Source organism: Kitasatospora sp. NPDC001547 (assembly GCF_042894165.1).
Taxonomy (GTDB): Bacteria; Actinomycetota; Actinomycetes; order Streptomycetales; family Streptomycetaceae; genus Kitasatospora.
This window is the reverse complement of record NZ_JBIAVL010000016.1, coordinates 33,189-57,644: the sequence shown is the minus strand read 5'-3', so window position 1 is coordinate 57,644 and position 24,456 is coordinate 33,189. Positions and strand designations below refer to the sequence as shown.

Below are 24,456 nucleotides of genomic sequence, written 5' to 3'. Positions count from 1 at the left end.
CCCGCGCCGCGCCGCGCCGGCCCGCCCGGGCCCGACAGCCCCGAGGGCCGGTGACCAGACCCCGGTCACCGGCCCTCGGCTGCGCGGGCGCGCTACTCGGACTCGCCGGAGGCGGTGGCGGAGGCGGCGGCCAGCCCGGCCGACCACTTCTCCTCGACGTTGCCGAACTTCCAGTAGGCGATCGCCGCGGCCCAGGTGAGCACGAACAGTCCGACGATGGCGTAGCCGACGAAGTTGAGGTCCAGCCCGCCGATCCAGGCGATCGGGCCGCTGGTGACGTCCAGCTTCTCGCCGAGCAGGCCGATCAGCTCGATCGAGCCGATCACCAGCGCGACCAGCACCGACAGCCCGGTGACGGTCAGGTTGTAGTAGATCTTGCGGACCGGCTTGGAGAAGGCCCACTCGTACGCGAAGTTCATGAACGAGCCGTCGATGGTGTCCAGCAGGCTCATCCCGGCCGCGAACAGGATCGGCAGGGTGAGCAGCGCGTACCAGGGCAGCGAGAAGGCCGCCGCGCCGCCCGCCAGCACCAGCAGGGACACCTCGGTGGCGGTGTCGAAGCCCAGCCCGAACAGCAGGCCCACCGGGTACATGTGCCAGGGCTTGGTGACGGCCCTGGTGACCCGGCCGAGGATGCGGTTCATCAGCCCGCGCCGCTCCAGCTGGCGCTCCAGCTCCGCCTCGTCGTAGTCGCCGTGGCGCATCCGGCGGAAGACCTTGAGGATGCCGTTGAAGGCGCCGAGGTTGATCAGGCCGAGCAGCAGCAGGAAGGTGCCGGAGACGGCGACGCCGATCAGGCCGGTCAGCTCGTGCAGCGCCGAGTCGTCGGACTCCACCTGGCCGGCCAGCGAGCGGACGCCGAGGGCCAGCAGCGCGCAGAGGCCGAAGACGATCGAGGAGTGTCCGAGCGAGAACCAGAAGCCGACCGACAGCGGGCGCTTGCCCTGGCCCATCAGCTTGCGGGTGGTGTTGTCGATGGCGGCGATGTGGTCCGCGTCGAACGCGTGCCGCATGCCGAGGGTGTAGGCGGTCAGGCCCATGCCCGCGCCGAACACCTGGCCGCCGACGTCGTAGTGCTCGGGCTCGACCAGCGCGATCAGGGTGAACCAGCCGATGACGTGCAGCGCGAGGATGAAGCCGCCCATTCCGGCCAGGCGGATCCACTCCTCACGGCTGAGCCGGTCGCGCCAACGGGGGGCGGTCATCGTCGTGTCCTTTCGTTCGGGCGGTCGGAGCTGGGCCATCTTTCCGTCTCGATGCACGCAGTTGCAAGTCATGCGCAATTACGGATTCGTCTCCCCCGCCGCCACCCCCCTCCCGGAGATCGTCACGACCCGTACAAGGCTTCGTAACCTTCCAGGGCTTTCACCACGGGCTCTACGCGCGGATACTTCCGTTCTACGCGCGAAACCTGAGCGCCGAACCCTCAACTCCCCACGGAGGAACGGCCCATGACTATCCGTATTCGAACCGCCGCGGCCCTGGCCGGCGCGGCGCTGCTCGCGGCCGGTCTCACCGCCCCCGCCACCGCCGCCCCCACCGCCACCGCTCCCGCCGCCACGGCCGCCGCGGTCAGCGCCACCCCGCACCGGGTGCTGTTCGACAACAGCAAGGCCGAGACCGCGGGCAACGCCGACTGGATCATCAGCACCAGCCAGCCCGACCCGCTGGCCCAGAACGCCGCCCCCACCACGGAGAAGAGCTGGACCGGCGCCCTGTCCGCCTGGGGCGTCGCCCTCCAGAAGACCGGCCAGTACAGCCTGAAGACCCTCCCGGCCGGCTCCACCATCAGCTACGGCACCGGTGCCGCGCTCGACCTCGCCAACTTCGACACCTTCGTGATCCCGGAGCCCAACATCCGGTTCAGCGCGAGCGAGAAGACCGCGATCATGAAGTTCGTGCAGAACGGCGGCGGGCTGTTCCTGATCTCCGACCACCTCAACAGCGACCGCAACAACGACGGCTGGGACTCCCCGAAGATCATCAACGACCTGCTGACCAGCAACGGGGTGAACAACAACGACCCCTTCGGCTTCTCGGTCGACCTGCTCAACATCTCCACCGACAACCCGCGCGCGACCAGCGACGCCACCGACCCCGTGCTGCACGGCACCTTCGGCACCGTCACCGGCTCGATCCTGCGCAGCGGCACCACCTTCACCCTCAAGCCCGCCGACAACCCGACGGTCAAGGGCCTGGTCTACCGGACCGGCTACAGCGGCAACACCGGCGCGTTCTTCGTCACCAGCACCTTCGGCTCCGGCCGGGTCGCGATCTGGGGCGACAGCTCCCCGGCCGACGACGGCACCGGCCAGTCCGGCAACACCCTCTTCAACGGCTGGGACGACCCGGCGGGCACCAACGCCGCGCTCGCCCTCAACGCCACCGCCTGGCTGAGCAAGGCCTGAGCCTGACCGGCCGCGCCCCCGCCGCGCGCCCCTCACCGCCCGCCGCTCGGCGGGAGGGGCGCGCCCGCCGGGAAGCCGCCCGTCGGGGAACCGCCCGCCGGGGAGCCCCGGCGGGGCCTCCGTTCACCAGGCGTTCACCAGGCCCCCTCATCAGGAAAAGGTCCGCTCCCTCCCCTACTGTCGGATTACCGACGCCCGGGACCGATGGGAGCGGCCATGCCGTCCTACCCCTTCCACACCACCCGCGAGGACCTGCGCATCCCGCTGCCCGACGGGACGCGGCTGGCCGCCCGGCTGTGGCGGCCGGTCGGCGACGAGCCCGGCCCCGCGGTGCTGGAGTACTCCGGCGGCCGCCTCACCGACCGGACCGCCGCCGAGGACGCCCGCCGCCACCCCTGGTTCGCGGGCCACGGCTACGCCGCCGTCCGGGTCGACACCCGCGGGCACGGCAACTCCGAGGGCGTCCCCGGCGAACCCGGCGGCGACCAGGAGCTGGCCGACGGCGCCGCCGTGGTCGACTGGCTCGCCCGCCGCCCCTGGTGCAACGGCCGGCTCGGCCTGCTCGGCGTCGGCGCGGCCGGCACCACCGCCCTGCGGCTCGCCGCCCGGACCCCCGACACCGTCGGCGCCGTGGTCACCGCCTGCCCCGAGGGCGGCCACCGGCTCGGCGGGGCCGTGCTCGCCGCCGACCTGCACACCCGGCTCACCGCCCTGGTCGCCGACGCCGCCCTGCCGCCGGACCCGCGGCACGTCGGCGACGCCTGGCGGGCCGGCTGGCTGGCCCGGCTGGAGTCGCTGCGCCCGCCCGTCGAGGACTGGCTCGCGGCCGGCGAGAGCACCGTCCCGGTGTCCGTGCCCGCCCTCGCGGTGGCCGGCTGGGGCGACCCGTCCTGCTCCTTCGTGCTGCGGCTGCTCGCCGAGTCCCCCACCGCGCGCGCCCTGATCGGCCCCTGGCCGCACGGCCTGCCCGAGGACGCCCTGCCCGACGCCCTGCGCTGGTGGGACCACTGGCTGCGCGGCGCCGACACCGACGCCCTCAAGCAGCCCGCCCTGCGCAGCCGGCTCGGCGACCGCTGGACCGGCGACGAGGCCTGGCCCTCCCCCGACGTCCGGGAGATCCACTACGGCCTGGACGGGCCGCTGCGCGCCGCCGGCACCGCCTCCGACGAGCGGTACGTCCGGGTCCGCTCCCCCCAGCACACCGGCCTCAACGCCGGCGCGTACGTGCCGCACGGCCGCCCCGCCGACCTGCCGCCGGACCAGCGCGAGGAGGACGGCCGCTCGGTCTGCTTCGACTCCCAGCCGCTGCCCGAGCCGGTCGAGCTGCTCGGCACCCCGACCGTACGGCTGCGGCTGCGCGAGGACGGGGCGCCCGTCCAGGTCGCGGTACGGCTGTGCGCGGTCGGCCCGGACGGCACCTCGGAGCTGGTCACCCGGGGCGTCCTGGTCGCCGAGGGGCCCGACGCCGAGGTCGAGCTCGCGGCCTGCGCCCGGGCGGTCCCGGCCGGACACCGGCTGCGGCTGGCGCTCTCCTCGGTCTACTGGCCCTGGGTGTGGCCCCCGGCGGAGGACACCGGGTACGGCGTCGACCCGTCCCGCTCCGTGCTGAGCCTGCCGGTGCGCCACCTCGCCGCCGACGTCGGCGCCCCGCCGCTCACCTTCGAGGCCCCGGCGCTGCCCGATCCGCTCGACGTCCACCTCACCGAGCCGCTCACCGCCCGGCCCGAGCACCTCACCGTGCACGACATCGGCCGCCGCGAGTGGCGCACCGAGCTCTCCCCCGCCACCGACGGCACCCGCACCCACCCCGACGGCCTGGTCCGCGACGAGCACACCGTCACCGCCTACCGGGTGCTCACCGGCGCCCCGCTCAGCGCCCAGGCCCGCACCGACCACACCGTCCGGCTGGAGCGGCCCGACATCGGCTGGGACGTCACCGTCCAGACCCGCACCCAACTGCGCTGCGACGCCGGGCACTTCATCAGCGTCGTCCAGCTGCGGGCGCTGGAGGCGGGCTCCGTGGTGTTCGCCCGGGAGTGGCAGCACCGGGTGCCCCGGTAGCCGGACCGGGCACGGGCCGTTCGCGGTGTGACAACGCCCGTACCAGGAGCACGGGGCCGGGGAGGACGAGCGTGCTGGACGAGACGGTGTACCGGACCGAGGGCGTGCCGCCGCCGGACCGACTGGCATACTCCTTCGACACCGAGGGGTCCGACGCTCACCTGTTCCCCTACGAGTGGCGGCTGCCGGACGGGGAGGCGTGATCGGCCAGCACCTCGGCGACCACCCGGCGGGCGATGCCGGTCATCCTCCGGTCGCTGTCCCGGTAGTAGGCCACCTCCAACAGGGCGATGGACAGGGCCCAGCCGCGGGCCCGGTCCCACGTCGCGTCGTCGGCGGCCACGGCCGTACGGAAGGCGGTGCGGGCGGCGGCGGGCAGGACGTACCAGGCGGGGATCAGGTCGACGGCCGGCTCCCCGAGGCCCGCGCAGCCGAAGTCGATGACGGCGCCCAGCCGGCCGTCCGGGTCCACCAGCAGGTTGCCGGGCTGGAGGTCGCCGTGGATCCAGACCGGCGGGCCGGCGGGTGCGGGCGCCCGCAGGGCGTGCTCCCAGGCGGCGGTCACGGCGGCGGCGTCGACCAGGTCGGGCACGGCCGCGACCGCCGTCCTGGTCGCGGCGTCGCGCTCGGCCAGCGACTCGCTGCGGTAGGCGGCGGGGGCGCCGGTCGGGTCGATCCGCCGGATGGCGGTCACGAAGGCCGCCAAGTCGGCTGCCAGCAGGAGCGGTTCGGCGATCCGCCCGGGGTCCGGGGTCGTGCCGTCGAGCCAGCGCAGCACCGACCAGGGCCAGGGGCAACCGTCCACCGGCCCGCCCACGGCCAGCGGGACGGGCACCGGGACCGGCAGCCGCGGGGCCAGGCGCCGCAGCCAGAGGTCCTCCTTGGCGATCTCCTCGACCACCCCGGGGATCCGCGGGACGCGCACCACCAGCTCCGGCCCCAGCCGGTACATCGCGTTGCTGGTCCCGGCCGGCAGCACCGGCTCGACCGGCAGGCCGGCCCACTGCGGGAAGTGCTCGGCGACCATCCGGCCCACCAGCGCCTCGTCGATGTCCAGTTCGTCCGGGTGCAGCTTGCGGGAGGAGGCCATGGGGCCCGACCCTGCCACCGGACGGGCGGGCCCGGCAACCGAATTGGCGCCGGGCGCCCCGCCCTCGGGGCCCGCCTGGGCACCTTGGCCACCGGAGCGACCGCTACCAGGGCACCGCGTTCCCCTCGTGGTCCAGGAACCGCAGGCCGGGCCGGCCGCGGTGGCGCTCGATCGTCGCCACCACCCCGGGGACGCTCTGCTCCACGCTGAGTTCGGCGTCGGGCCCGCCGAGTTCGGTGCGCACCCAGCCCGGGTCCATCAGCAGCAGGGACCGCGCGCTGCCGGCCTGGCGGACGGCGTAGCAGCGCATCAGCTGGTTCAGCGCGGACTTGCTGGCCCGGTACAGGTCCTGCCCGCCCTCGGTGTTGAGGGAGACGCTCCCCTGGTCGGAGGACATCACACCGATGGTCCCGGCCGGGGCGACCAGCGGGCCCAGAGACTCCACGACGCGCATCGGGCTGAGCGCGTTGGTCACCATGACCTCGGTGAACATCTCCGTCGGCACCTCGCCGATCGGCAGGTCACCGCGGGTGACGGCGGCGTTGACGAAGAGCAGGTCCAGGGTGCGCCCGGCCAGCCGCTCGCGCAGGGCCGCGGTCTGCTCCGGGTCGGTCATCTCCAGGGACTCCACGGTCAGCCGTCCGCCGGCGGTCTCCGCGAGCTCGTGCAGGCCGGTGCGTTCGGCGCCCCGCACGGTGCCGATGACATCCCAGCCGAGGCGGAGGTACTCGGCGGCGATACCCAGGCCCAGGGTGCGCGAGGCGCCGATGACGAGGGCGGTCCCGGTGCGGCCGGCGTCGGCGCGGTCGGTGCGGTCGGTGCGGTCGGTGCGGTCGGTGGTGTGGGTCATGGGTCGAGTCTCGGAGCGCCGGGAGCGGGCGTCCAATGCCCTTCCGGACGCGTTGATACCGTGCGGGCATGGATCTGGACCTGCGCAAGCTCCGCTACTTCGTCGCGGTGGCCGAACACCGGCAGTTCGGCCGGGCGGCGCAGGAGCTGTTCATCACCCAGCCGGTGCTCAGCCGGCAGATCCGTTCGTTCGAGCGGGAGTTGGGCTGCCGACTGTTCACCCGGACCACCCGCACCGTCGAACTGACCGAGGCCGGGCGGCAGTTGTACCAGGAGGCGGCGCTGATCGGCACGGTGGTCGGCACCGCCCTGCGCCGCGTCCGGGAGGCCGCGCGCGGCGAGCAGCGGCTGGTGGTCGCCTTCTCCCCCGGCCTGCACGTCTCGGAGGCGATCCGGGCGTTCACCGCGCGCCACCCGCAGGTCGCGGTGGACGTCCTGCCGCTGCGCTGGTGGGAGCAGGACGCCCCGCTGCGCGACGGCCGCGCGCACCTCGGGCTGCTGCGCCGGCCGTTCGACGACACCGGGCTGCGCACCGTCCCGGTCGGACAGGAGGCCAAGGTCGCCTGCCTGCCCGTCACCCACCCGCTGGCCGGCCGCACCGCCCTCACCACGGCCGACCTCGACGGCGAGCCGGTCCTCGACGCCCGGACGCGTCGGACCTCCTCGCTGGACGAGAAGTTCGAGCTGATCGCCTCCGGGCAGGGCATCGCGCTGGTCCCGGTGAGCGTCGCGGGCTCGTACTCCCGCCCCGGCCTGGTCTACCTGCCGGTCACCGACTCGCTGCCGGTCGGGATCTGCCTGGCGGTGCCGGAGGGCGACCGCCCGGGCCCGGTGGCGGCCTTCCTGGACATCGCCACCGCCACCCTGCGCCCGCCGCCCGGCGGGGCGCCCCTGGCGGACGGCCCCACGCCCGCCGCCACGCCCGTCCGGGCAGGCACCGCCGGTCAGCCCCGGACCGCGAGGTCCTGACCGCCCACCACCTTCAGCAGCCGCAGCGCCGAGTGCGAGGGCGTCCCGGGAGCCGCGGTGTAGAAGATCGTCCACTGGTCCCGGTGCGGGTCGTGCAGCGCCTCGCAGTCGAGGTCGAGCGGGCCGACCACCGGGTGGATGATCCGCTTCCTCGTCGAACGGCGGACCTCGACGTCCTGCCGTGCCCACAGCTCCCGGAACTCGGCACTGTGCGCGAGCAGCCGGTCGACCAGGGCGCGCAGCCCGCTGTCGGCGGGGTAGCGGGCGGTGGCGGAGCGCAGGTCGGCGACCGCCCCGCAGGCGAAGGCCGCGGCGCCTTCGGGATCGTGCAGGGCGCGGGCCACCGGGTCGGTGAAGAACCGCCAGACCAGGTTGCGGTCGGCCGGCGGCAGGGCGGAGAAGTCGCCGAGCAGCGCGGCCGCCATGGCGTTCCAGGCGAGCACCTCGCGGGTGGCGCTGCAGACCATGGCCGGGGTGTCGTCCAGGCGGTCGAGCAGGTGCAGGATGCCGGGCCGCACGTCCCGGACCGGTCCGGGCGGCGGCAGCGGCGACTCGCCCACCAGGTGGTGCAGGTGGGCGCGTTCGTCGTCGGACAGCCGCAGCGCCCGGCCGATCGCCCCGATCATCTGCCGGGACGGCCGCGGCCCCCGGCCCTGTTCGAGGCGGATGTAGTACTCCACTGACATGCCCGCGAGCTGCGCGACCTCCTGGCGGCGCAGGCCGGGAGTGCGCCGCCGCCCGCCGGCCGGCAGGCCGACATCGGCCGGCTGGACGCGGGCGCGCCAGCGCCGCAGGAAGGCGGCCAGCTCCGCCCGGTCGACGTGTTCCACGCCGCCAGTCTGCCCCGACACCGGCCCCCGCCACCATGGGACCGCCGGTACCACCCTCGACAGGGCTCTCCCGGCCCCCGCCGCACCCGGCCAGGGTGGGGCCATGACCACTTCAGCGCAGCACCGCATCGCCCTGATCACCGGCGCCAACAAGGGCATCGGCCTCGCCACCGCCGGGGAGCTCGCCCGCGCCGGGCACACCGTGCTGATCGGCGCCCGTGACCCGGAGCGCGGCACGGCGGCCGCCGCCGCACTCACCGCCCGGGGCCTCGACGCCCGCTTCGTCCGCCTGGACGTGACCGACCCGGCGACCGCCGCCGCCGCGGCCGAGCTGATCGACGCCGAGTACGGCCGGCTGGACACGCTGGTCAACAACGCGGGCGTGGCCCGGGACTGGCAGCGGGCGCCGGAGGAGCTGCCCGTCGAGGCCGTGCGCGAGACGTACGAGACCAACGTGTTCGGCGTCGTCACCGTCACCAACGCGATGCTGCCGCTGCTGCGCAGGTCGCCGGCCGGGCTGATCGGCAACGTCTCCAGCCGCCTCGGCAGCTTCTCCTTCCTGGGCGACCCGCAGGACCCGATGTGGGAGCACGCGGCGCTGCTCGCCTACAACTCCTCCAAGGCCGCGCTCAACGCCGTCACCCTGGTGTACGCCCGGGTGCTGCGCGACTCCGGCATCAAGGTCAGCGCGCTGGAGCCGGGCTACTGCGCGACCGACCTCAACGAGCACAGCGGTCCCGCCAGTGCCGAGGAGGGCGGCCGCCGCATCGCCCGGCAGCTCGGCGAGGCGGCGGCCGGGGCGAGCGGGTCGTTCTTCCACCCGGAGGGCGGCACCTACCCCTGGTGAACCGCGCCGGCGGCGATCAGCCCGGGCAGGGCCCGCATGTCGTCGAAGACCACCGTGCCCGGCCCGGCCAGCCGCTCCGCCGCCGTGACGCCGCCCGCGTAGCCGAGCGCGCGCATCCCGGCGGCGCGGGCGGCCTCGACGCCGGGCCGGCTGTCCTCGACGACCACGCAGGCGGCCGGGTCGACGCCCATCGAGCGCGCGGCGTGCAGGAAGAGGTCGGGTGCGGGCTTGCCGCGCTCGACCTCGGTGGCGCTGAAGATCCGCCCGGCAAAGCGGTCGTACAGGCCGGTCCGGCCCAGGGTGTGGCGCATCTTCTCGTGCGTGCCGCTGGAGGCCACGCAGGTGGGCAGGGTGATCGCCGCCAGCGCCTCCGGCAGGCCGTTCACGGGGGTCAGCCCGGCGTCGACCTCCTCGGCGTGCAGCTCGACGAAGCGCTTGCTCCACACCGCCGCGGTGTCCCCGCCCAGCCGCTCGGCGACCGTCGCCCGGTTCACCGCCTCGGACCGCCCGACGAACCGCTCGATCGCCTCCGCGGCGGTCAGCGGCCAGCCGTACTCCTCCCCCAGCCGCACCAGCACCCGGACGGCGATCACCTCGCTGTCCACCAGGACGCCGTCGCAGTCGAATATCACCAGCTCAATCGGCTTGATCATCCGCCCAGCATAGGGCGGCCCCGGCCCGCTCCGCCGACTTCCGGACGGTGTACGGGAGTCGGCGGCGGCAGAACCGGAAAGGCCCGGCGGTTACGGCCGCCGGGCCTTCGGGACGCTACCGGTTCAGCTGGTCTGGACGGCGGTGTCGTCGATCAGGAAGCTGGTCTGGAGCGAGGCGTCCTCGGTCCCGGCGAACTTCACGGTGACCGTCTGGCCCGCGTAGGCCGACAGGTCGAAGGTGCGCTGCTGGTAGCCGGCCGCGGCGTCCGCGTTGGAGTAGGTCTTCAGCGCGGTGCCGTTGACCGTCACGGTCAGCTTGTCGTACGCGGTGCTGCCCGACTCGGCGGTGTCGATGTGCAGCCAGAAGCTCAGCGTCGCCTTGCAGCCCGCCGGGATGCTCACGGTCTGCGACAGCGAGTCCGAGTGGGTGGAGCCGTAGCCGTTCAGCCACGCCTTCCAGGAGCCGCCGTGGGCAGCCTGCGAGGAGCTGTTGTCCACCACGCCGCTCGACGCCGTCCACGGGGTCGCCGTGCCCGACTCGAAGCCCGCGTTGCCCAGCAGCTGGGCCGGCGTGCAGGTGCCGCCACCGCCGCCGGTCACCGCCCAGGTGAAGGAGGTCGAGGCCGACTTGCCCGCGGCGTCCGTCACGGTGACGGTCACGGTGGCGCTGCCCGCGGTGGAGGCGGTGCCGGTGATCACGCCGGTGGAGGAGTTGATCGACAGGCCGGCGGGCAGGCCGGTCGCGGCGTAGGACAGCGGGGCGGTGCCGCCGGAGGCGTTGATCTGGAGGTTGACCGCGCCGCCGACGGCGGTGGACTGGTTGCCCGGGTTGGTCACCGACACGGCGCCGCTGCCGGCCGGCTTGGTGAGCAGGCAGCCGGAGACGTTGAGGTCGATGACCCGGCTGGAGTTCAGGCAGGTGGTGAACCAGTACGTCTGCTCGCCGTAGCTCTGGCCCTTGTAGGCCTTGGTGGTGCCGTCGGCGGCCACCTCGCACGGGTTGTTGAGGGTGCACATGGCGCCGTCGTCGTTGCCGGTGTTGTTGATGCCGATGATCCGCCCGCTGGCGGAGTCGACGATCGGCGAGCCGGAGGTGCCGTGCGTGGTGTTGCAGCCGGAGCTGTAGCGCAGCGAGTCGTGCCAGGTCCACTCGTCCTCGCGCAGGGTCGGCACGAAGCCGTTGACCGAGCAGTTCCAGACCTGCTTCCAGTACGACGAGGGTATGTACATCGACGCGCCGTCGGTCGGGTGGGTGTCGCTGATGGTCAGCGCGGCGGCGCCGTACTTGGAGCTGATCGACCCGTAGGTGTCGGTGAGTTGGTAGAGCGCGACGTCGGTGCCGGTCATGGTCGCGTAGAGCAGCTTGTCGGCCTGGACGGTGCCCAGGCTGCCGCCGGAGGCGTTGAGCAGGGTGCCGCTGCGGCTGGCCGTGGTGTTCTGGATGACCTGCCCGGCCGCGGGCATGGTCGGCAGGCAGTGTCCGTTGGTGAGCATCATCGCCCGGTCGCCGGCCACCGAGGTGGGGTAACGGACCAGCGAGGCCGAGCAGTTGCTCAGGGCGATGGTGGACGTCAGGTCGGCCGCCTGGACGGCCTGCGCGGGGGCGGCCGCGAAGGCCAGGCCGCCCGCGACGACGGCACTCGTACCGGCCACCGCGACAAGTCTCTTGAACATGGCTCTCCTTGTGGGGGATCGCGGGGTGTACGACTGGTCGTCGACGCCCACGCCGCACGAAAGTGCCATGGTCACTTCAAAGCGGTCAACCACTCTGACCGAACTCGCACTGTCCGGGACGGGGCGTGCCATCCGACGGCAACGACCCGTCCCGGTATGCCCGTTACGGGCCGGCGCCGGGGAGCGGGACGGGGCTCCAGCCACAGCAACCGCGACGGCCGCGGCTGCGGCTGCGGCTACGGCTGCGGGAAGGCGTTCGGGTCCACGTCGCTGGTCTTGGCGTTGCCGTCGGCCACCGGCTGGAGGGTGATCTCCCAGGAGGTCGCGGTCCGCCCGGTCTCGAACGGGAAGGTGTCCTCGAACTTGGTGAAGTGGCAGTTCTGGGTGAAGGCCTTGGCGTCGGAGTCCCAGTCCGCGCCCCCGGAGACGAAGACCTCGTACGTCCCGTCCTCCACGCCCTCGACGTCGGCGTTCTGGCCCTTGCCCACGAACACCGAGTGCACGGCCTTGCCGTTCAGCGCGAGCGAGACCACCGCGTCCGTCCGGCCGCCGTTCTCGACCTTGAACACGCCCTCGCCGCGCAGCTTCCCCTTGCGGACCATGGTGCCGTTGTCCAGCGAGCGGGACTGCTGCTGGGGCAGCGGCGGGACGGCGAAGGTGGTCTGGTAGCCGGCCGCGGTCATCTTGGTGAGCGCCGCCGACACCGCCGCCAGGCCCTGGGAGCTGCCCAGTTCGGCCTCGGCCGAGCTCAGGGCGCAGACCTTGTGGGACGTGATGTCACTGCGGACCTTGCCCGCGTCGGTGGCGAGCGAGGACATCGCCGCCACCAGCTCGGTCTGCGCCGCCGTGGCCGCGGGCGGCTCGTCCGCCCTGCCCAGCGACTTGGCGGCGCCCTGGGCGCTGGTGACGATGCCGCCGAGCACGGTGTCGAGGTCGGCCACGCTCTTGGCGCCGGCCACCTGGGCGAGCGCGGTGGTGACCGGGTCGACGCTCGCGCTGAGCACCGGGCCGTACGGCACCCGGGTGGGCGTCGGCGTCGGCGTCGCGGTCGGCTTCGCGGCGGCCGACGAACCCGCCGCCCCCGCCGGCCCCGACGCGGCCGAGCCGCCCGCCGAACCACCGCCCCCGCCACCGGAACAGGCCGCCAGCACCAGCGCCGCGCCCACGGCCACACCGGCCTTCCCCACGAACCGCTCGGACCTCACGAACCTCATGCCCCACCCCCGGGAACCCGCCCTGCGCGCACACCGCGCAGCCGCACGGGCACACATGGTCCCGAGCCCGCACCACAGCGTCAACCCGATTCCCGGCCGTCACCCCGCCGGGTTACGGCTCGGGGGCGGTGCCCGCAGTCGGCCGGGTGGCCTTCATACCGTCCAGGCCGGCCCCACCGAGGCGATCAGCGGATCATCGGACGGGCCCGTCCAGGGAGCTCCCAGGTGGTCAACTACGATCGGGCCCGTGCTCAGTCTCACTGGACTCCCGCTCCAGATCATCGCCTCGGTCCTCGCGATCGCCGTCTTCGCCGCCACCATGTGGCTCTGGCCGCGGTTCGGCGGGAGGGGCTGGAAGGCCTGGCTGGGCCGGATCGGCGCGTTCCTGGCGACCCAGGTGTCGGTGCTCGCCGCGATGGGCCTGATCGCCAACAGCTACTTCGGCTTCTACAGCTCGTGGACCGACCTGCTCGGCACCAGCGGCGGCCTCGGCACGGTGGTCGACCACCAGCCCAACGCCTCCGGGGTGGCCGTCACCGGGGAGGAGAAGTTCTACTCCTCCCAGGGCTCGGACCCGGAGCGCTCCGGCCTGATCCAGAAGGTCGACGTCAGGGGAGCCGGCAGCGGTCTGACCACCGAGGCGTACGTCTACCTGCCGCCGCAGTACTTCCAGCCGGACTACGCCAAGCAGCGCTTCCCGATGGCCCTGGTGCTCACCGGCTACCCGGGCACCCCGGAGAAGCTGATCTCGCTGATGCAGTACCCGGCGTCCACGCTGAGCGCGATCGAGCAGAAGAAGCTGCCGCCGACCGTCCTGGTGATGACCCGCCCCACCCTGGTCGGCGACCGGGACACCGAGTGCGTGGACGTGCCGAACGGCCCCCAGGTGGAGACCTTCTTCACCTCCGACCTGCCCAAGGCCCTCGCCACCACCTACCGGATCGGCACCGACCCGGCCAACCGGGCGGTGATCGGCAACTCCACCGGCGGCTACTGCGCGCTCAAGTTCGCGCTGCGCAAGCCCGACTCCTACCGCGCGGCCGTCGCGCTCTCCGGCTACTACAGCGCCGCCCACGACCCGACCACCGGCGACCTGTTCGGCGGCAGCGCCCAGCTGAAGCAGGAGAACGACCTGCTGTGGCGGCTGAAGAACCAGCCCCCGGCCCCGGTCTCGCTGCTGCTGACCACCGCGTACGACGAGAACAACTACGACGAGACCAAGGCCATGGTCGCCGCCTTCAAGGCCCCCACCAAGATGTCCACCATCACCCTGGACACCGCCGGCCACAACTTCCACACCTGGACCCGGGAGATCCCGCCGGCCCTGGAGTGGCTCGGCCGGCAGATCACCATGCCGCCGTCCGCGTGACGTCCGGCAGATCACACCCGCCTCACAGGTCCGTCTCACCGTTCTCTCAGTAGCGCCACCGACCGTATGGCGCATGACCACGAGCAGCTACTCCCCTCCGGCCGGCGAACCGTGGCCCGAGGCCGCGAACCACCCGCCGCCGGAGGTGCCGCGGCCGGGTCCGGCCCGGCCGGACCCGGCACCGCTCTTCCCCGAGCAGCCCCCGCCGCCCGCCGGCCCCGAGGGCCCGGCCTCCTGGTCCGGCCGGCTGCGCACCCTCCCGGCCCGCGCCTGGCGCGGTCGCGCGGACGACCCGCGCTGGGTGCGCCCGGCCCTGCTGGCGCTGCTGGCCGCGACCACCCTCCTCTACCTGTGGGGCCTGAGCGCCTCCGGCTGGGCCAACTCCTTCTACTCGGCCGCCGTCCAGGCCGGCTCCCAGAACTGGAAGGCGTTCTTCTTCGGCTCCTCGGACGCCGCGAACTTCATCACCGTCGACAAACCCCCGGCCGCGCTGTGGCCGATGGCGCTCTCGGCGCGGGTCTTCGGCCTCTCCTCCTGGTCGGTGCTGGTCCCGGAGGTGCTGATGGGCACGGCCACCGTCGGCGTGCTGTACGCGACGGTGCGTCGCCGGTTCTCCCCGCTCGGCGGCCTGTTGGCGGGCGCCGCGCTGGCGCTCACCCCGGTCGCGGCGCTGATGTTCCGCTTCAACAACCCGGACGCGCTGCTGGTGCTGCTGCTGACACTGGCCGCGTACGGGCTGGTGCGGGCGGTCGAGGCGGCGGGCACCCGGTGGCTGGTGTTCACCGGGGTGATGTTCGGCCTCGCCTTCCTCACCAAGACCCTGCAGGCCTTCCTGGTGCTGCCCGCCTTCGCGGTGGTCTACCTGGCCGTCGCGCCCACCGACCGGTGGCGGCGGGTGCGGCAGCTGCTGCTCGCGGGCGCGGCCATGGTGCTGGCCGGCGGCTGGTGGGTGGCGGTCGTCGAGCTGCTGCCCGCCTCGGCCCGCCCGTACGTCGGCGGCTCGCAGGACGACAGCTTCCTCTCGCTCACCTTCGGCTACAACGGCCTCGGCCGGCTCAACGGTGACGAGACCGGCAGCGTGGGCGGCGGCGGCCGGATGCCGGGCGGGCTCGACCTGCCGGGCGGGCTCGACCTGCCGAACGGCGCGGTGCCCGGCGGGGCGCCCGGCGGCGGGCGCGGCTGGGGGGAGACCGGACTGACCCGGATGTTCGGCACCGACATCGGCGGGCAGATCGCCTGGCTGCTGCCGGCCGCGCTGATCCTGCTGCTGGTCGGCCTCTGGGCGACCCGCCGCCACGCCCGCACCGACACCGCCCGCGCGGCGTTCCTGCTCTGGGGCGGCTGGCTGCTCTCCACCGCGCTGGTCTTCAGCTTCATGTCCGGGATCTTCCACCAGTACTACACGGTGGCCCTGGCCCCGGCCGTCGCGGCGCTGGTCGGCATGGGTGTGGACGGGCTGTGGCGGGCCCGGCACCGGCTGCCGTGGGCGCTGGTGCTGGCCGGGACGCTCGCGGTGACGGCGGTGTGGGCGTTCGTGCTGCTCGGCCGCAGCCCGGACTTCCTGCCGTGGCTGCGCTGGGCGGTGCTGGTCGGCGGGCTGGTGGCGGCGGCCGCGCTGGCCGCCGGGCCGCTGCTCGCCGGGTCGTCGGTCACCGGGCCGTCCGTCGGCGGGCCTTCGGACGCCGGGCCCTCCGCCACCGGCTCTGCCGGGGCCGCGGCCGGGCGGCTCTCCGGCCGGACCGGCGCGCGGATCGCCTCGGCGGCGGGCCTGCTGGGCCTGGCGGCGGCGCTCGGCGGCCCGGCGGCGTACGCGGTGGACACCGTGAACACCCCGCACACCGGCTCGATCGTGACCGCCGGGCCGGGCGTGGCCGGCGCGTTCGGGCCGGGCGGCGCGGGGCGCAAGGGCGGCAACGGCGCCAAGGGCTTCCCGGGCGGCGACGGCAGTGGCAACGGCCGCTGGTTCGGCCCGGGCGGCCAGGGCGGTCCGGCGGGCCAGGGCGGCCGGGACGGCCGGCAGGGCTTCCCGGGCGGCGGCACGGCCGGCGGTTCCGGCGGCGGGACGGCCGGCGGCCCGCCCCCCGGTGGCATGGGCGGTCTGCTCGACGGCCCCAAGGTGACCGACGAGGTCGCCGCCCTGCTCAAGGAGAACGCCGACCGCTACACCTGGGCGGCCGCCGCGATCGGCTCCCAGACCGCCGCCGGCTACCAACTCGCCACCGGCGAACCGGTGATGGCCCTCGGCGGCTTCAACGGCACCGACCCCTCACTGACCCTGGCCGGCTTCCAGAAGTACGTCCGGGAGGGCAAGGTGCACTGGTTCATCGGCGCGGGCGGCTCCCGACGCGGCTTCGGCGGCAGCGCGGGCGGCGGCGCGGCCGGGCAGCAGAACGAGTCCGCGCAGATCGAGTCCTGGGTGACCGCCCACTTCACCGCGAAGACCATCGGCTCGACCCCGTTCTACGACCTGACCGCCCCCACCTCCTGAGCCCGCACCCCCGAGGGGGCGTGCCGCGTTCGCGCGACACGCCCCCTTCCGCGCCCCCGGCCCGATCAGTCGGACGGGCAGTGGGTGCCCGCCGCCGGCAGCCGGCCGTCCACCAGGTAGGCGGTCACCGCGTCCCGGACGCAGCCGCTCTTGTCGAACCCGGTGTGCCCGTCGCCGTCCCGGGTGAGCAGCACGCCGTGCTCCAGCCCGCCGGCGAGCCGCTGCGCCCAGGCGTACGGGGTGACCGGGTCGCCGGTGGAGCCGATCACCAGGAGCGGCGCGCTGCCCGGCGCCCGGACGGGCCGCGGCGGTTCGGGGGTGCGGAACGGCCAGGGGCGGCAGTCCGGGTCGAGCAGGGTGCCGACCGGGTCGTGTCCGCTGGTCAGCGGGGCGCGGGCAGCGAGTTCGGCGAGGGCCGGGCGCAGCTCCGCCTCGGTGGGCGGCGGCGGGCCGTCGGCGCAGGAGATGGCGGCGTACGCGTCGGCCGCGGTCCGGTAGCGGCCGTCCTCGCCGCGGCCGGCGGCGCCGTCGGCGAGGGCGAGCAGGCCGTCGGCCGCACCCCGGGTGACGGCCGGGTCGAGGGCCGCGCGCAGCCGGGGCCAGGAGCGGTGGCCGTCGGCGAGCACGTTCAGGGCGGCGTCCCAGCCGAGCGCGGCGGTGAGCGTACGGCCGCCGGCGGTGCGCAGCGGGCGGTCGCGCAGGCCGTCGAGGAAGCGGGCGAGGCGCTGCGGGGCGGCGGCCGGGTCGGCGCCGAGCGGGCAGGCCGTCCCGTCCTCGGTGGCGCAGGCGGCGGCGAAGGCCCGGAGTCCGGCCTCGGCGGCGGCGGCCTGTTCGATGCCGAGCCGGGCAGCGGGGGCGCTGTGGTCGACGGCGCCGTCGAGGACGAGCCGGCCGGTGCGCTCGGGGAACTCCTCGGCGTAGCGGGCGCCGAGGTGGGTGCCGTAGGAGTAGCCGAGGAAGTCCAGCCGGCGTTCGCCGAGGGCGCCGCGCAGCACGTCGAGGTCGCGGGCGGTGTCGCGGGTGCCGAGGTGCCCGAGCAGCTCGGCGTGCCGGGTGCGGCAGGCCTCGGCGAGGATCCGGGCGCGGTCGTGGGCCGGGTCGTCGGTGGCGTTCCACTGGTCGCGGGTGCGGTCGTCCAGGCAGTGGACGGGGGTGGTGTCGCCGGCGCCGCGCGGGTCGAAGCCGACCAGGTCGTACCGGTCGTGCAGCGGCCCCTGGTAGCCCTTCCATCCCCAACGGACCGTCTCCACACCGGAGTTTCCGGGGCCGCCGGGGTTGAGCAGCAGGGCGCCGAGCCGCCGCTTCCGGTCGGCGGCGGGCACCATGGCGAGGGCCACGTCGAGGGTGCGGCCGCCCGGGTCGGCGTAGTCCAGCGGGACCCTGAGGGTGGCGCAGCGCACCGCGGCCCGGTCCGGGTCGGTGCCGTCGTCGCCGGGGCAGCGGTGCCAGTCGATCCGCTGGTCGTGGAGCGCGCGCAGGGCGGGGGCGGCGGTGGCGGCGACCCGCTCGTCCAGCGGCGGCCGGTCGGCCGGTCGGTCGGTCGGTCGGTCGGCGCCCGTGCAGCCGCCCGCCAGCGCGAGGGCGAGCGCGGCGGCGAGGGCGGGCACGGCGTGCCTGGGCGACCGGCGGTGCCGGGGAGTCTTCGGGGCCACCGCCCACGAATACCACCCGGCCCCGGACCGGGGCACACCGCACCCGCCTTCCCGGCCGGGCGTCAGCACTCCGCCGGAGGTCGGCGGTTCGTCAGCCGTCGCACTGCTGGAGCATGGCCTTCTTGTCGGCCTCGGTGACGGGAAGCTGGTACTTCAGCGAGACCTGGGCGAAGCGCACCGCGTACGCGCAGCGGATCTCGGTGTTGGCGGGGAGCCAGGCGGCCGGGCCGGAGTCGCCCTTGGAGGCGTTCTGCGAGCCGTCGGCGGGGATCAGGTTGAGCGGGTCGTTGGCGATCTGGACGCGCTTGGCCTTGTCCCACTTGGCGGCGCCCATCTGCCAGTCGTAGGAGAGCGGCATCACGTGGTCGATCTGGATCCTGGAGGCCTGCTGCTTGGTCCACTGGACGCTCTTGCCGGTGTACGGGTCCCAGATGGTCATCGCGGTGACCGTGCAGGCCGAGCCGTCCTTGTGCTCGACGGCGGTGCCGTCCCGGGCGAGCAGGTCGTTGCGGGTGTCGCACTTGTTGCCGCCGAACGGGACGCCCGCGACGTTGTCCGTCCAGGCGGGGCCGAACTCGTCGCGGTCGTAGCCGTCCTTGGTGCCGACGGCGGCGGTGGCGACCCTGGCGATGACGTCCCGGCCGGCCTTCCGGTCCTCGGGGGTGGTCAGCGGCGCCAGGCCGGGCTTGGTGCCGTCCGGGTTCTGCAGCGGGCTGGTGCCCGCGGCGGCGGTGCCGCCGGGTCGGGGGTCGCTCGGCTGGTGGTCGCGGCCGCCGATCAGCCAGCCGACCAGCGCGAGCGCGCATATCAGGAACACGGTGGCGGCGGACAGCGTGGTGCGGCGGGCGGGCACGGAGGACTCCCGGGATCAGGATGGGTTGACGGCGAACCAGCAGATCAGCCGCCCTGAGGCAGGTCAAGGCGACGCCACGCGGCGCCCCGGGAGCATGTCGAAGCTCACACCCGCTCAGGTCCCGCGCCGTTGACCCCGGCCCGGCCGGGCCGGGCCCGCCCCGGCGGCGGAACCGCCGGAGCAGCCGGACCGGCGGGGCACGGCCCCCGTGTACGGGGCGGCACTGCGGGTTCCCACCATGCGCGCCCCGGCCCCGACCGGGCACGCTGTCCCCATGCAGACCACGCCGACACCCGCCGGACCCGCCCCCGGGCCCACCCCTGCCGCCGCCCCGGTCGCCGCCCTGGTGCTCGCCGCCGGGGGCGGGCGGCGCCTCGGCGGGCGGCCCAAGGCGCTGCTCCGGTACGGCGGGCGGCCGCTGGTGGAGCACGCGGTGGCGGTGGTCCGGGCCGGCGGCTGCGCGGACGTCACGGTAGTGCTGGGCGCGGAGGCCGGGCGGGTGCGGGCCACCGCGCACCTGCCGGGCTGCCGGCTGGTCGGCAATCCGGACTGGGCGCAGGGCATGGGCTCCTCGCTGCGGGCCGGCCTGGCCGCACTGCCGCCGCACGTCTCGGCGGCGCTGGTGATGCTGGTGGACACCCCGGGCGTCACCCCGGCCGCGGTGGCCCGGCTGCTGGCCGCCCACCGGGCCGGCGCCGGACTGGCCGCGGCGGCCTACGGCGGGCGGCGCGGGCACCCGGTGCTGATCGGCGCCCGGCACTTCGCCGAGGCGGCGGCGGGCGCCCGCGGCGACGCCGGGGCCCGCGCCCTGCTGGCGGCGCACGCGGCGGAGCTGGTGCTGGTCGAGTGCGCCGACGTCGCCGTCCCGGACGACCTCGACACCCCCGCCGACCTGGCCCGCTGGTCCGCCGGCTGAGCGTCCCGGCGCGGCCGGCCGAGCATCCCCCTCGGGAAGGATTCCGCCCCTACCAGAGCGGGCAGGATCCCCTGATCCGTCCCTGAGGATTGCCCCATTCCGCGTCCGGCGCCGGACATTTCGGGGAGCATGGGAGACGTCCCACCCACCCGACACCGACGGACGGAGCCCGCGATGGCCGGACTGCCCGACGACTTCACCGGACACGACCCCACGCGGCCGGGGCCGGGCGGTGGCGCCCGGGCGATCCGCTGCCCCGCCTGCCGCCGCGAGCACCTCTACGAACCGCCCTCCCTGCCCTGCCCGTGCGGGGCCTCGCTCAAGGTGCCGCTGCTGCGCGGCGGGGTGCCGGTGCAGGTCCGCTTCCGCTCCTGGGAGGACTCCTGGCTGAGCATGCGCTGCCCGCACTGCGGCCGCTCCGACCAGTGGCCGCAGCCCGAGTTCACCTGCAACTGCGGCGCCACCGTCCGGCTGCCGGTGGACCGCACCACCCGGCTGGGCACCGGCGCCGCCGCCCCGCTCGCCGCCCCCGGCCCGCACGCCGCCCGCCCGTACCCGGCCCACCCGGCGGGCGCGCCCGCCCCGGCCCCGCCCGCGCCGCCCTCGGCCGGCCGCTCCCGCCCGTTCCGCCACCGCGCGCCGTTCCGCCCGCACCCGGTGCGCACCTCCCAGGACGCGGTGTTCACCGCCGCCCGCTACCTGGAGTGGCTGGGTTTCGACGACCTGGAGCTGACCGAGGCCCAGGAGCGCGACGGGGTCACCCTGCTGGGCAGCCGGATGGTCGCCCAGGTGGACACCTGGACCGAGCCCGCCGACGTGAAGTCGGTCGAGTGCCTGTGGCTGCAGACCCTGCACGCCGAGGAGACGGCCGCCGCGATGTTCACCCTCGCGGGTTATTCGCACCAGGCCACCGTGCGCGGCGAACAGCTGCTGGTCGCCCTGTTCAGCCTGGACCTGGCGGGCGTGCCGCAGCCCGCGAACGGCGCCGCCGAGGCCCTGATGGAGACCGGCTGGACGTCCTGACCCACCGGGCGGCCCACCGGACCGCCCCGCTCCGCCTCCTCTAGATCATCCTTCTTCCAAAAGCAACAACCTTCGCTCGTGATCTGGTGCACAAGCTCACCCCCGTGTTGAATTGCCGCCACAGCGCGGGCCTTTCGCCCTGCCGTCGTCATGCGCACGGGTCGTGACGGCAGGGCCCCAGGGGCAGGTCCGCGCCCTTGCCGGATGGCGCACACAAGGAGGTGGCGTTGTCGGAGCACGGATGGGACCCGAGCGGGCCGGTCGGGCGGGGGAGGGCGGCAGCGGAGGAGCCGGGTGACACCGTGTGGCGGCTGAGGTCCCGGGGGTGCTGGCAGGAGGCCGCCGAACTGCTGCGACCGGCCGCCGAGCACGACCCGGACGCGGCCCTCGGACGAGCCGAACTCCTCATCGAACAGTGCCTGTTCACCGCCGCGAACTGGACCCAGGCGGAGCAGGCGCTGCGTCTGGCGGAGGCGCTGGCCTCCGGCACCGAGCAGCGCGCGGCCGCCGCCTGCGCCCGCGGCTTCCTCGCGTACGTGGCGAGCGTGCTCGGCCCGCGGGACCGGCTGGACGAGGCGCAGGCCGCGCTCGGCCGCACCTCGGCCCTGCTGCCGCCGGACGCCCCGGGCCGCCCGCTGCTGGACTTCCGGCGCGGGCTGGTCGCCGAGAACCTGCTGCGCGACCGCAGCGCCGCCTGGATCGCCTACCGCCGGGCGCACGAGGGCGCCGGCGAGCGCGGGGACGAACTGCTGCGCTCGTACACCTGGCGGCACCTGGGCGCGCTGGCGCTCTCCCGCGGAGACCTCGGGAACGCCCGGGAGGGGTTCGACGCCTCGCTGCGGCTGCGCGAGCAACTCGGCTTCACGGTGGGAGTGGCGCCGGCGCTCGCGGCGCTCGCCGAGGTGTCCGAGCCGCCCGAGGCCGCGCGACTGCGGGCCGAGGCCAGCCGGCTGGTGGCCGCCCTGGGCGGGGTGCCGGTCTGGCTCGCGCGGCAGCTGGGCGCCGTCCGCACGCCGGGGCCTCCCCCGGACGGGCGCATCGTGAGCGAGACCGGGGGCGGCATCAGCTAAGGTGAGGCTAACCTGGCCGGGGAGAGCAGTACCTCGGCCAGGTCGCCTTGCCGTTCCCCGGGCACCGCCATGCCCCGGTCCGGCCGCGTCCGGCGCCGCCGCTGCACCGGGCCCCGCCGGGCGGACCATGGGCGCCCCGGTCGACCCGATGGGGCCGCCCATGACCGTGAGCAGCGCCCGGCCCGGCCCCCGGCCGCGCGCCCCCCGCACCACCGCGGCGCGCACCCCCGGCCCCACCACCCCGGGCGCCCCCTCGTACCACCGGCTGTCCGGGCTCACCCCCGTCCTCACGGTGCGCTGCGCCCCACCCCGGCGCGGCGACGGCTGGCTGCCCGCCGCCGACCTCGCCACCCGCCCCGAGGCGGTGCGCGAGCTGATCGCCCACGACGCCCGGCAGGGCCTCGCCCGCTACGGGCAGCCGCTGCGCCCGGACGTCGCGGCCGGCTTCGGGCTGCACCGCTTCGTCTGGCCGGTCTCGCTGCTGTTCACCCTGCCGTGGTTCCTGGAGCGACGGGTCCCGCTGCCGGCCCTCGGGGACGTCGCGCTGCGCCGGCGTCCGGAGGGGGTCGAACTGACGGTCCGCCCGGCGGGGTTCGCCTGTCTGCCGGACGACCCGGCGGCGGGGTCGGCAGCCGGCCCGCCGGTCGGCTCGGCGGCGGGGTCGGCGGCGGGGTCGGCGGACGGCTTGGCGGTCGGCCCGGGGCAGGCCCGGACGGTGGCGGACGAGCGGGCGCTGGCCGCCGCCCTGCGGTCCGCGCTGGGGGCCTTCCTGGCCCCGGTGCTCACCGCCTTCGGCCCGGAGGCCCGGCGCGGGCCCCGGGTGCTGTGGGCGATGGCCACCGACGCGGTGGTGGAGGGGCTCTGGTACGCGGCCGGGCTGCTCGGGGAGCAGGAGCGGGCGCGCACCGAACTGTCCGCGCTGCTGGCGCCCGGCGAGCCCCTCGACCCCGCGCACCCGCCCGGCACGGGCGCCCGCCCCGCGCTGGCCCCGGCCCCCTTCACCCCGGGCGCCGGTTTCGCGCCCCCGGCACCCGGGGACGGCGGCGCTCCGGGCACGGAGCGGTCCCGGGCCAGTTGCTGCCTCGTCTACACCGCGGATCCGCGGGAGATGTGCGCCGGCTGCCCGCGCGTCACGCGACGTTGACGAATATCCGTCCGAGGGCAGGTCCGAAAAGCCTGGGATTGCGGGAAGAATCCACATCAAATTCATATGACAATGCGATGGTAGCCGGGTCAGAAATCCCTCTCCTCAGCGCATTGACGGAGAATCAGCCGTTCCCCCGTCGAGCATCCGCCATGATGGTCCCCGCCGTCAGGACGCAGGAGAGCGACGCAGGAAAGCGAGGCCGATTCCGGCGATGAAATTGTCCGACATACCGCTCGGATGGGCGATCACCGTGGTCGTGGGGCTGCTGGTCAGCGCGCTCCTGGTGGCCCTGCTCCGCAGCCGGGGATCCACTTCCGCCACCACCGGCACGGATTCCTGGGAGCGCTCCGAGGAACGGCGCCGCCGCAAGGAATCCCTGTACGGCGGCGCGTCCTACACCCTGCTGTTCTGCTGCGCCGGCGTCGCGGCCGCCCTCTCCTTCCACGGCCTGGTCGGCTTCGGGGTGCAGAACCTGGGCCTGTCCGGCGGCTGGGAGTACCTCGTCCCGTTCGGACTCGACGGCGCCGCGATGTTCTGCTCGGTGCTCGCCGTCCGCGAGGCCAGCCACGGCGACGCGGCGTTCGGCTCCCGGCTGCTGGTCTGGCTCTTCGCCGGCGCCTCGGCCTGGTTCAACTGGGTGCACGCCCCGCGCGGCCTGACCCACGCCGGCGCCCCGCAGTTCTTCTCCGGCATGTCGATCTCGGCGGCGATCCTGTTCGACCGGGCGCTGAAGCAGACCCGCCGGGCCGCACTGCGCGAGCAGGGCCTGGTGCCGCGTCCGCTGCCGCAGATCCGCGTCGTCCGCTGGCTGCGCGCCCCGCGCGAGACCTACGCGGCCTGGTCGCTGATGCTGCTGGAGGGGGTGCGCAGCCTGGACGAGGCGGTCGAGGAGGTGCGCGAGGAGAAGCGGGAGCGGGCCGTCGAGAAGCAGCGCCGCAAGCTGGCCGGGCGCCGGGAGCGGGCCGAGATCCGGGCGATCAACCGCTCCCACAGCGCCTGGCGGCGCGGCGGCGGCGCGGCTCGGCAGCTGACCTCCGGACCGGAGCCCGCGACGGGCGCCGGAACGGCACCTCCCGGAACGGAACGGGTGGTCGCGGAACGGACGGTGAGGGAACGGGCGGTCGCGGAACGGACGGCGCTCGCGGAACGGGCCGGGGCGGAGCGGGCCGGGGCGGAGCGGGTCCCGACCGCACCGGCCGAGGACGCGGTCGTCCAGCCGGGCCAGCCGGCCCGTCCGGAGCGGCGCACCGTCGACCTCACCACCGAGGACGACACCGTCACGCTGCCCCGGCTGGACTCGCTGGAGCGCAAACTGAAGGACCTGGAGCAGCAGTTCGGCTGAC

Annotated in this window: 19 protein-coding genes and 3 pseudogenes; 12 read left to right on the top strand and 10 right to left on the bottom strand. The window is 75.1% G+C overall.

The genetic code is table 11. The features are described from left to right. Positions 1 to 92 precede the first annotated feature (92 nt). Positions 93 to 1,205 (bottom strand): HoxN/HupN/NixA family nickel/cobalt transporter, encoded by a 1,113-nt coding sequence (locus tag ACFY0X_RS26485; RefSeq protein ID WP_387758128.1) that lies wholly within the window; start codon positions 1,203 to 1,205, stop codon positions 93 to 95. Between the two features lie 246 nt (positions 1,206 to 1,451). On the opposite strand from ACFY0X_RS26485, the pseudogene ACFY0X_RS26480 reads away from it, so the two are divergent. The 3 genes and pseudogenes from ACFY0X_RS26480 to ACFY0X_RS26470 all read left to right on the top strand — a co-directional run. Then, a pseudogene (locus tag ACFY0X_RS26480) lies at positions 1,452 to 2,405 on the top strand (hydrolase); the annotation flags it as partial. A 219-nt stretch (positions 2,406 to 2,624) separates the two neighbouring features. Beyond that, positions 2,625 to 4,469, top strand: coding sequence for a CocE/NonD family hydrolase (locus ACFY0X_RS26475; RefSeq protein WP_387758126.1), 1,845 nt, complete (start codon positions 2,625 to 2,627; stop codon positions 4,467 to 4,469). A gap of 71 nt (positions 4,470 to 4,540) precedes the next feature. Next, complete coding sequence (locus ACFY0X_RS26470; protein ID WP_387758125.1) at positions 4,541 to 4,672, top strand: hypothetical protein; 132 nt, start codon at positions 4,541 to 4,543, stop codon at positions 4,670 to 4,672. Here the strand turns inward: ACFY0X_RS26470 and ACFY0X_RS26465 are convergent. Continuing rightward, the gene (locus ACFY0X_RS26465; protein ID WP_387758124.1) at positions 4,639 to 5,559 is read right to left on the bottom strand and encodes an aminoglycoside phosphotransferase family protein; all 921 of its coding nucleotides are present in this window, start codon (positions 5,557 to 5,559) and stop codon (positions 4,639 to 4,641) included. The two genes, ACFY0X_RS26470 and ACFY0X_RS26465, sit on opposite strands and share 34 nt — an antisense overlap. Before the next feature lie 103 nt (positions 5,560 to 5,662). Further along, positions 5,663 to 6,409 carry an SDR family NAD(P)-dependent oxidoreductase gene (locus ACFY0X_RS26460; RefSeq protein WP_387758123.1) on the bottom strand — a complete coding sequence of 249 codons (747 nt, stop codon included), beginning with the start codon at positions 6,407 to 6,409 and terminating at the stop codon, positions 5,663 to 5,665. Between the two features lie 68 nt (positions 6,410 to 6,477). On the opposite strand from ACFY0X_RS26460, the gene ACFY0X_RS26455 reads away from it, so the two are divergent. Then, positions 6,478 to 7,377, top strand: coding sequence for a LysR family transcriptional regulator (locus ACFY0X_RS26455; RefSeq protein WP_387758121.1), 900 nt, complete (start codon positions 6,478 to 6,480; stop codon positions 7,375 to 7,377). Here ACFY0X_RS26455 and ACFY0X_RS26450 read toward each other — a convergent pair. Next, a complete protein-coding gene (locus ACFY0X_RS26450; RefSeq protein WP_387758120.1) occupies positions 7,353 to 8,207 on the bottom strand; it encodes a helix-turn-helix transcriptional regulator in 855 nt (284 codons plus the stop codon). The genes ACFY0X_RS26455 and ACFY0X_RS26450 overlap by 25 nt on opposite strands. 103 nt (positions 8,208 to 8,310) lie before the next feature. On the opposite strand from ACFY0X_RS26450, the gene ACFY0X_RS26445 reads away from it, so the two are divergent. Further along, positions 8,311 to 9,054 (top strand): SDR family NAD(P)-dependent oxidoreductase, encoded by a 744-nt coding sequence (locus ACFY0X_RS26445; protein ID WP_387758118.1) that lies wholly within the window; start codon positions 8,311 to 8,313, stop codon positions 9,052 to 9,054. Here the strand turns inward: ACFY0X_RS26445 and ACFY0X_RS26440 are convergent. The 4 genes and pseudogenes from ACFY0X_RS26440 to ACFY0X_RS26425 all read right to left on the bottom strand — a co-directional run bounded on the left by ACFY0X_RS26440 (position 9,042) and on the right by ACFY0X_RS26425 (position 12,595). After that, the gene (locus ACFY0X_RS26440) at positions 9,042 to 9,707 is read right to left on the bottom strand and encodes an HAD family hydrolase (RefSeq protein WP_387758116.1); all 666 of its coding nucleotides are present in this window, start codon (positions 9,705 to 9,707) and stop codon (positions 9,042 to 9,044) included. The two genes, ACFY0X_RS26445 and ACFY0X_RS26440, sit on opposite strands and share 13 nt — an antisense overlap. Before the next feature lie 123 nt (positions 9,708 to 9,830). Then, a pseudogene (locus ACFY0X_RS26435) lies at positions 9,831 to 10,559 on the bottom strand (putative Ig domain-containing protein); the annotation flags it as partial. A gap of 204 nt (positions 10,560 to 10,763) precedes the next feature. Further along, positions 10,764 to 11,204, bottom strand: a pseudogene (locus ACFY0X_RS26430) (trypsin-like peptidase domain-containing protein); the annotation flags it as partial. A 413-nt stretch (positions 11,205 to 11,617) separates the two neighbouring features. Continuing rightward, entirely contained in the window at positions 11,618 to 12,595 is a 978-nt protein-coding gene (locus ACFY0X_RS26425) for a hypothetical protein (RefSeq protein ID WP_387758115.1), read from the bottom strand. Between the two features lie 247 nt (positions 12,596 to 12,842). Between ACFY0X_RS26425 and ACFY0X_RS26420 the strand changes: the two genes are divergently transcribed. Together ACFY0X_RS26420 and ACFY0X_RS26415 are read left to right on the top strand one after the other, a co-directional pair. After that, positions 12,843 to 13,964: an alpha/beta hydrolase gene (locus ACFY0X_RS26420; RefSeq protein WP_387758114.1), complete on the top strand. Its 1,122-nt coding sequence runs from the start codon at positions 12,843 to 12,845 to the stop codon at positions 13,962 to 13,964. Positions 13,965 to 14,037: 73 nt separating this feature from the next. Continuing rightward, positions 14,038 to 16,452, top strand: coding sequence for a glycosyltransferase family 39 protein (locus tag ACFY0X_RS26415; RefSeq protein ID WP_387758112.1), 2,415 nt, complete (start codon positions 14,038 to 14,040; stop codon positions 16,450 to 16,452). 65 nt (positions 16,453 to 16,517) lie between these two features. Here ACFY0X_RS26415 and ACFY0X_RS26410 read toward each other — a convergent pair whose 3' ends face one another. Further along, complete coding sequence (locus ACFY0X_RS26410; RefSeq protein WP_387758110.1) at positions 16,518 to 18,104, bottom strand: alpha/beta hydrolase; 1,587 nt, start codon at positions 18,102 to 18,104, stop codon at positions 16,518 to 16,520. 91 nt (positions 18,105 to 18,195) lie between these two features. Continuing rightward, positions 18,196 to 18,957, bottom strand: a complete 762-nt coding sequence (locus ACFY0X_RS26405; protein ID WP_387758108.1) for an HNH endonuclease family protein — start codon at positions 18,955 to 18,957, stop codon at positions 18,196 to 18,198. 274 nt (positions 18,958 to 19,231) lie between these two features. Between ACFY0X_RS26405 and ACFY0X_RS26400 the strand changes: the two genes are divergently transcribed. The 5 genes from ACFY0X_RS26400 (at position 19,232) to ACFY0X_RS26380 (ending at position 24,455) form a co-directional block, all read left to right on the top strand. Then, entirely contained in the window at positions 19,232 to 19,873 is a 642-nt protein-coding gene (locus ACFY0X_RS26400) for an NTP transferase domain-containing protein (protein ID WP_387758106.1), read from the top strand. A 174-nt stretch (positions 19,874 to 20,047) separates the two neighbouring features. Beyond that, positions 20,048 to 20,896, top strand: coding sequence for a hypothetical protein (locus ACFY0X_RS26395; RefSeq protein ID WP_387758104.1), 849 nt, complete (start codon positions 20,048 to 20,050; stop codon positions 20,894 to 20,896). A gap of 227 nt (positions 20,897 to 21,123) precedes the next feature. Further along, on the top strand, positions 21,124 to 21,966 hold the full coding sequence (locus tag ACFY0X_RS26390; RefSeq protein ID WP_387758102.1) for a hypothetical protein: 843 nt from the start codon (positions 21,124 to 21,126) through the stop codon (positions 21,964 to 21,966). 160 nt (positions 21,967 to 22,126) lie between these two features. Continuing rightward, positions 22,127 to 23,110 carry a (2Fe-2S)-binding protein gene (locus ACFY0X_RS26385; protein ID WP_387758100.1) on the top strand — a complete coding sequence of 328 codons (984 nt, stop codon included), beginning with the start codon at positions 22,127 to 22,129 and terminating at the stop codon, positions 23,108 to 23,110. 214 nt (positions 23,111 to 23,324) lie between these two features. Continuing rightward, positions 23,325 to 24,455: a DUF2637 domain-containing protein gene (locus tag ACFY0X_RS26380; RefSeq protein WP_387758098.1), complete on the top strand. Its 1,131-nt coding sequence runs from the start codon at positions 23,325 to 23,327 to the stop codon at positions 24,453 to 24,455. Position 24,456: the final 1 nt, after the last annotated feature.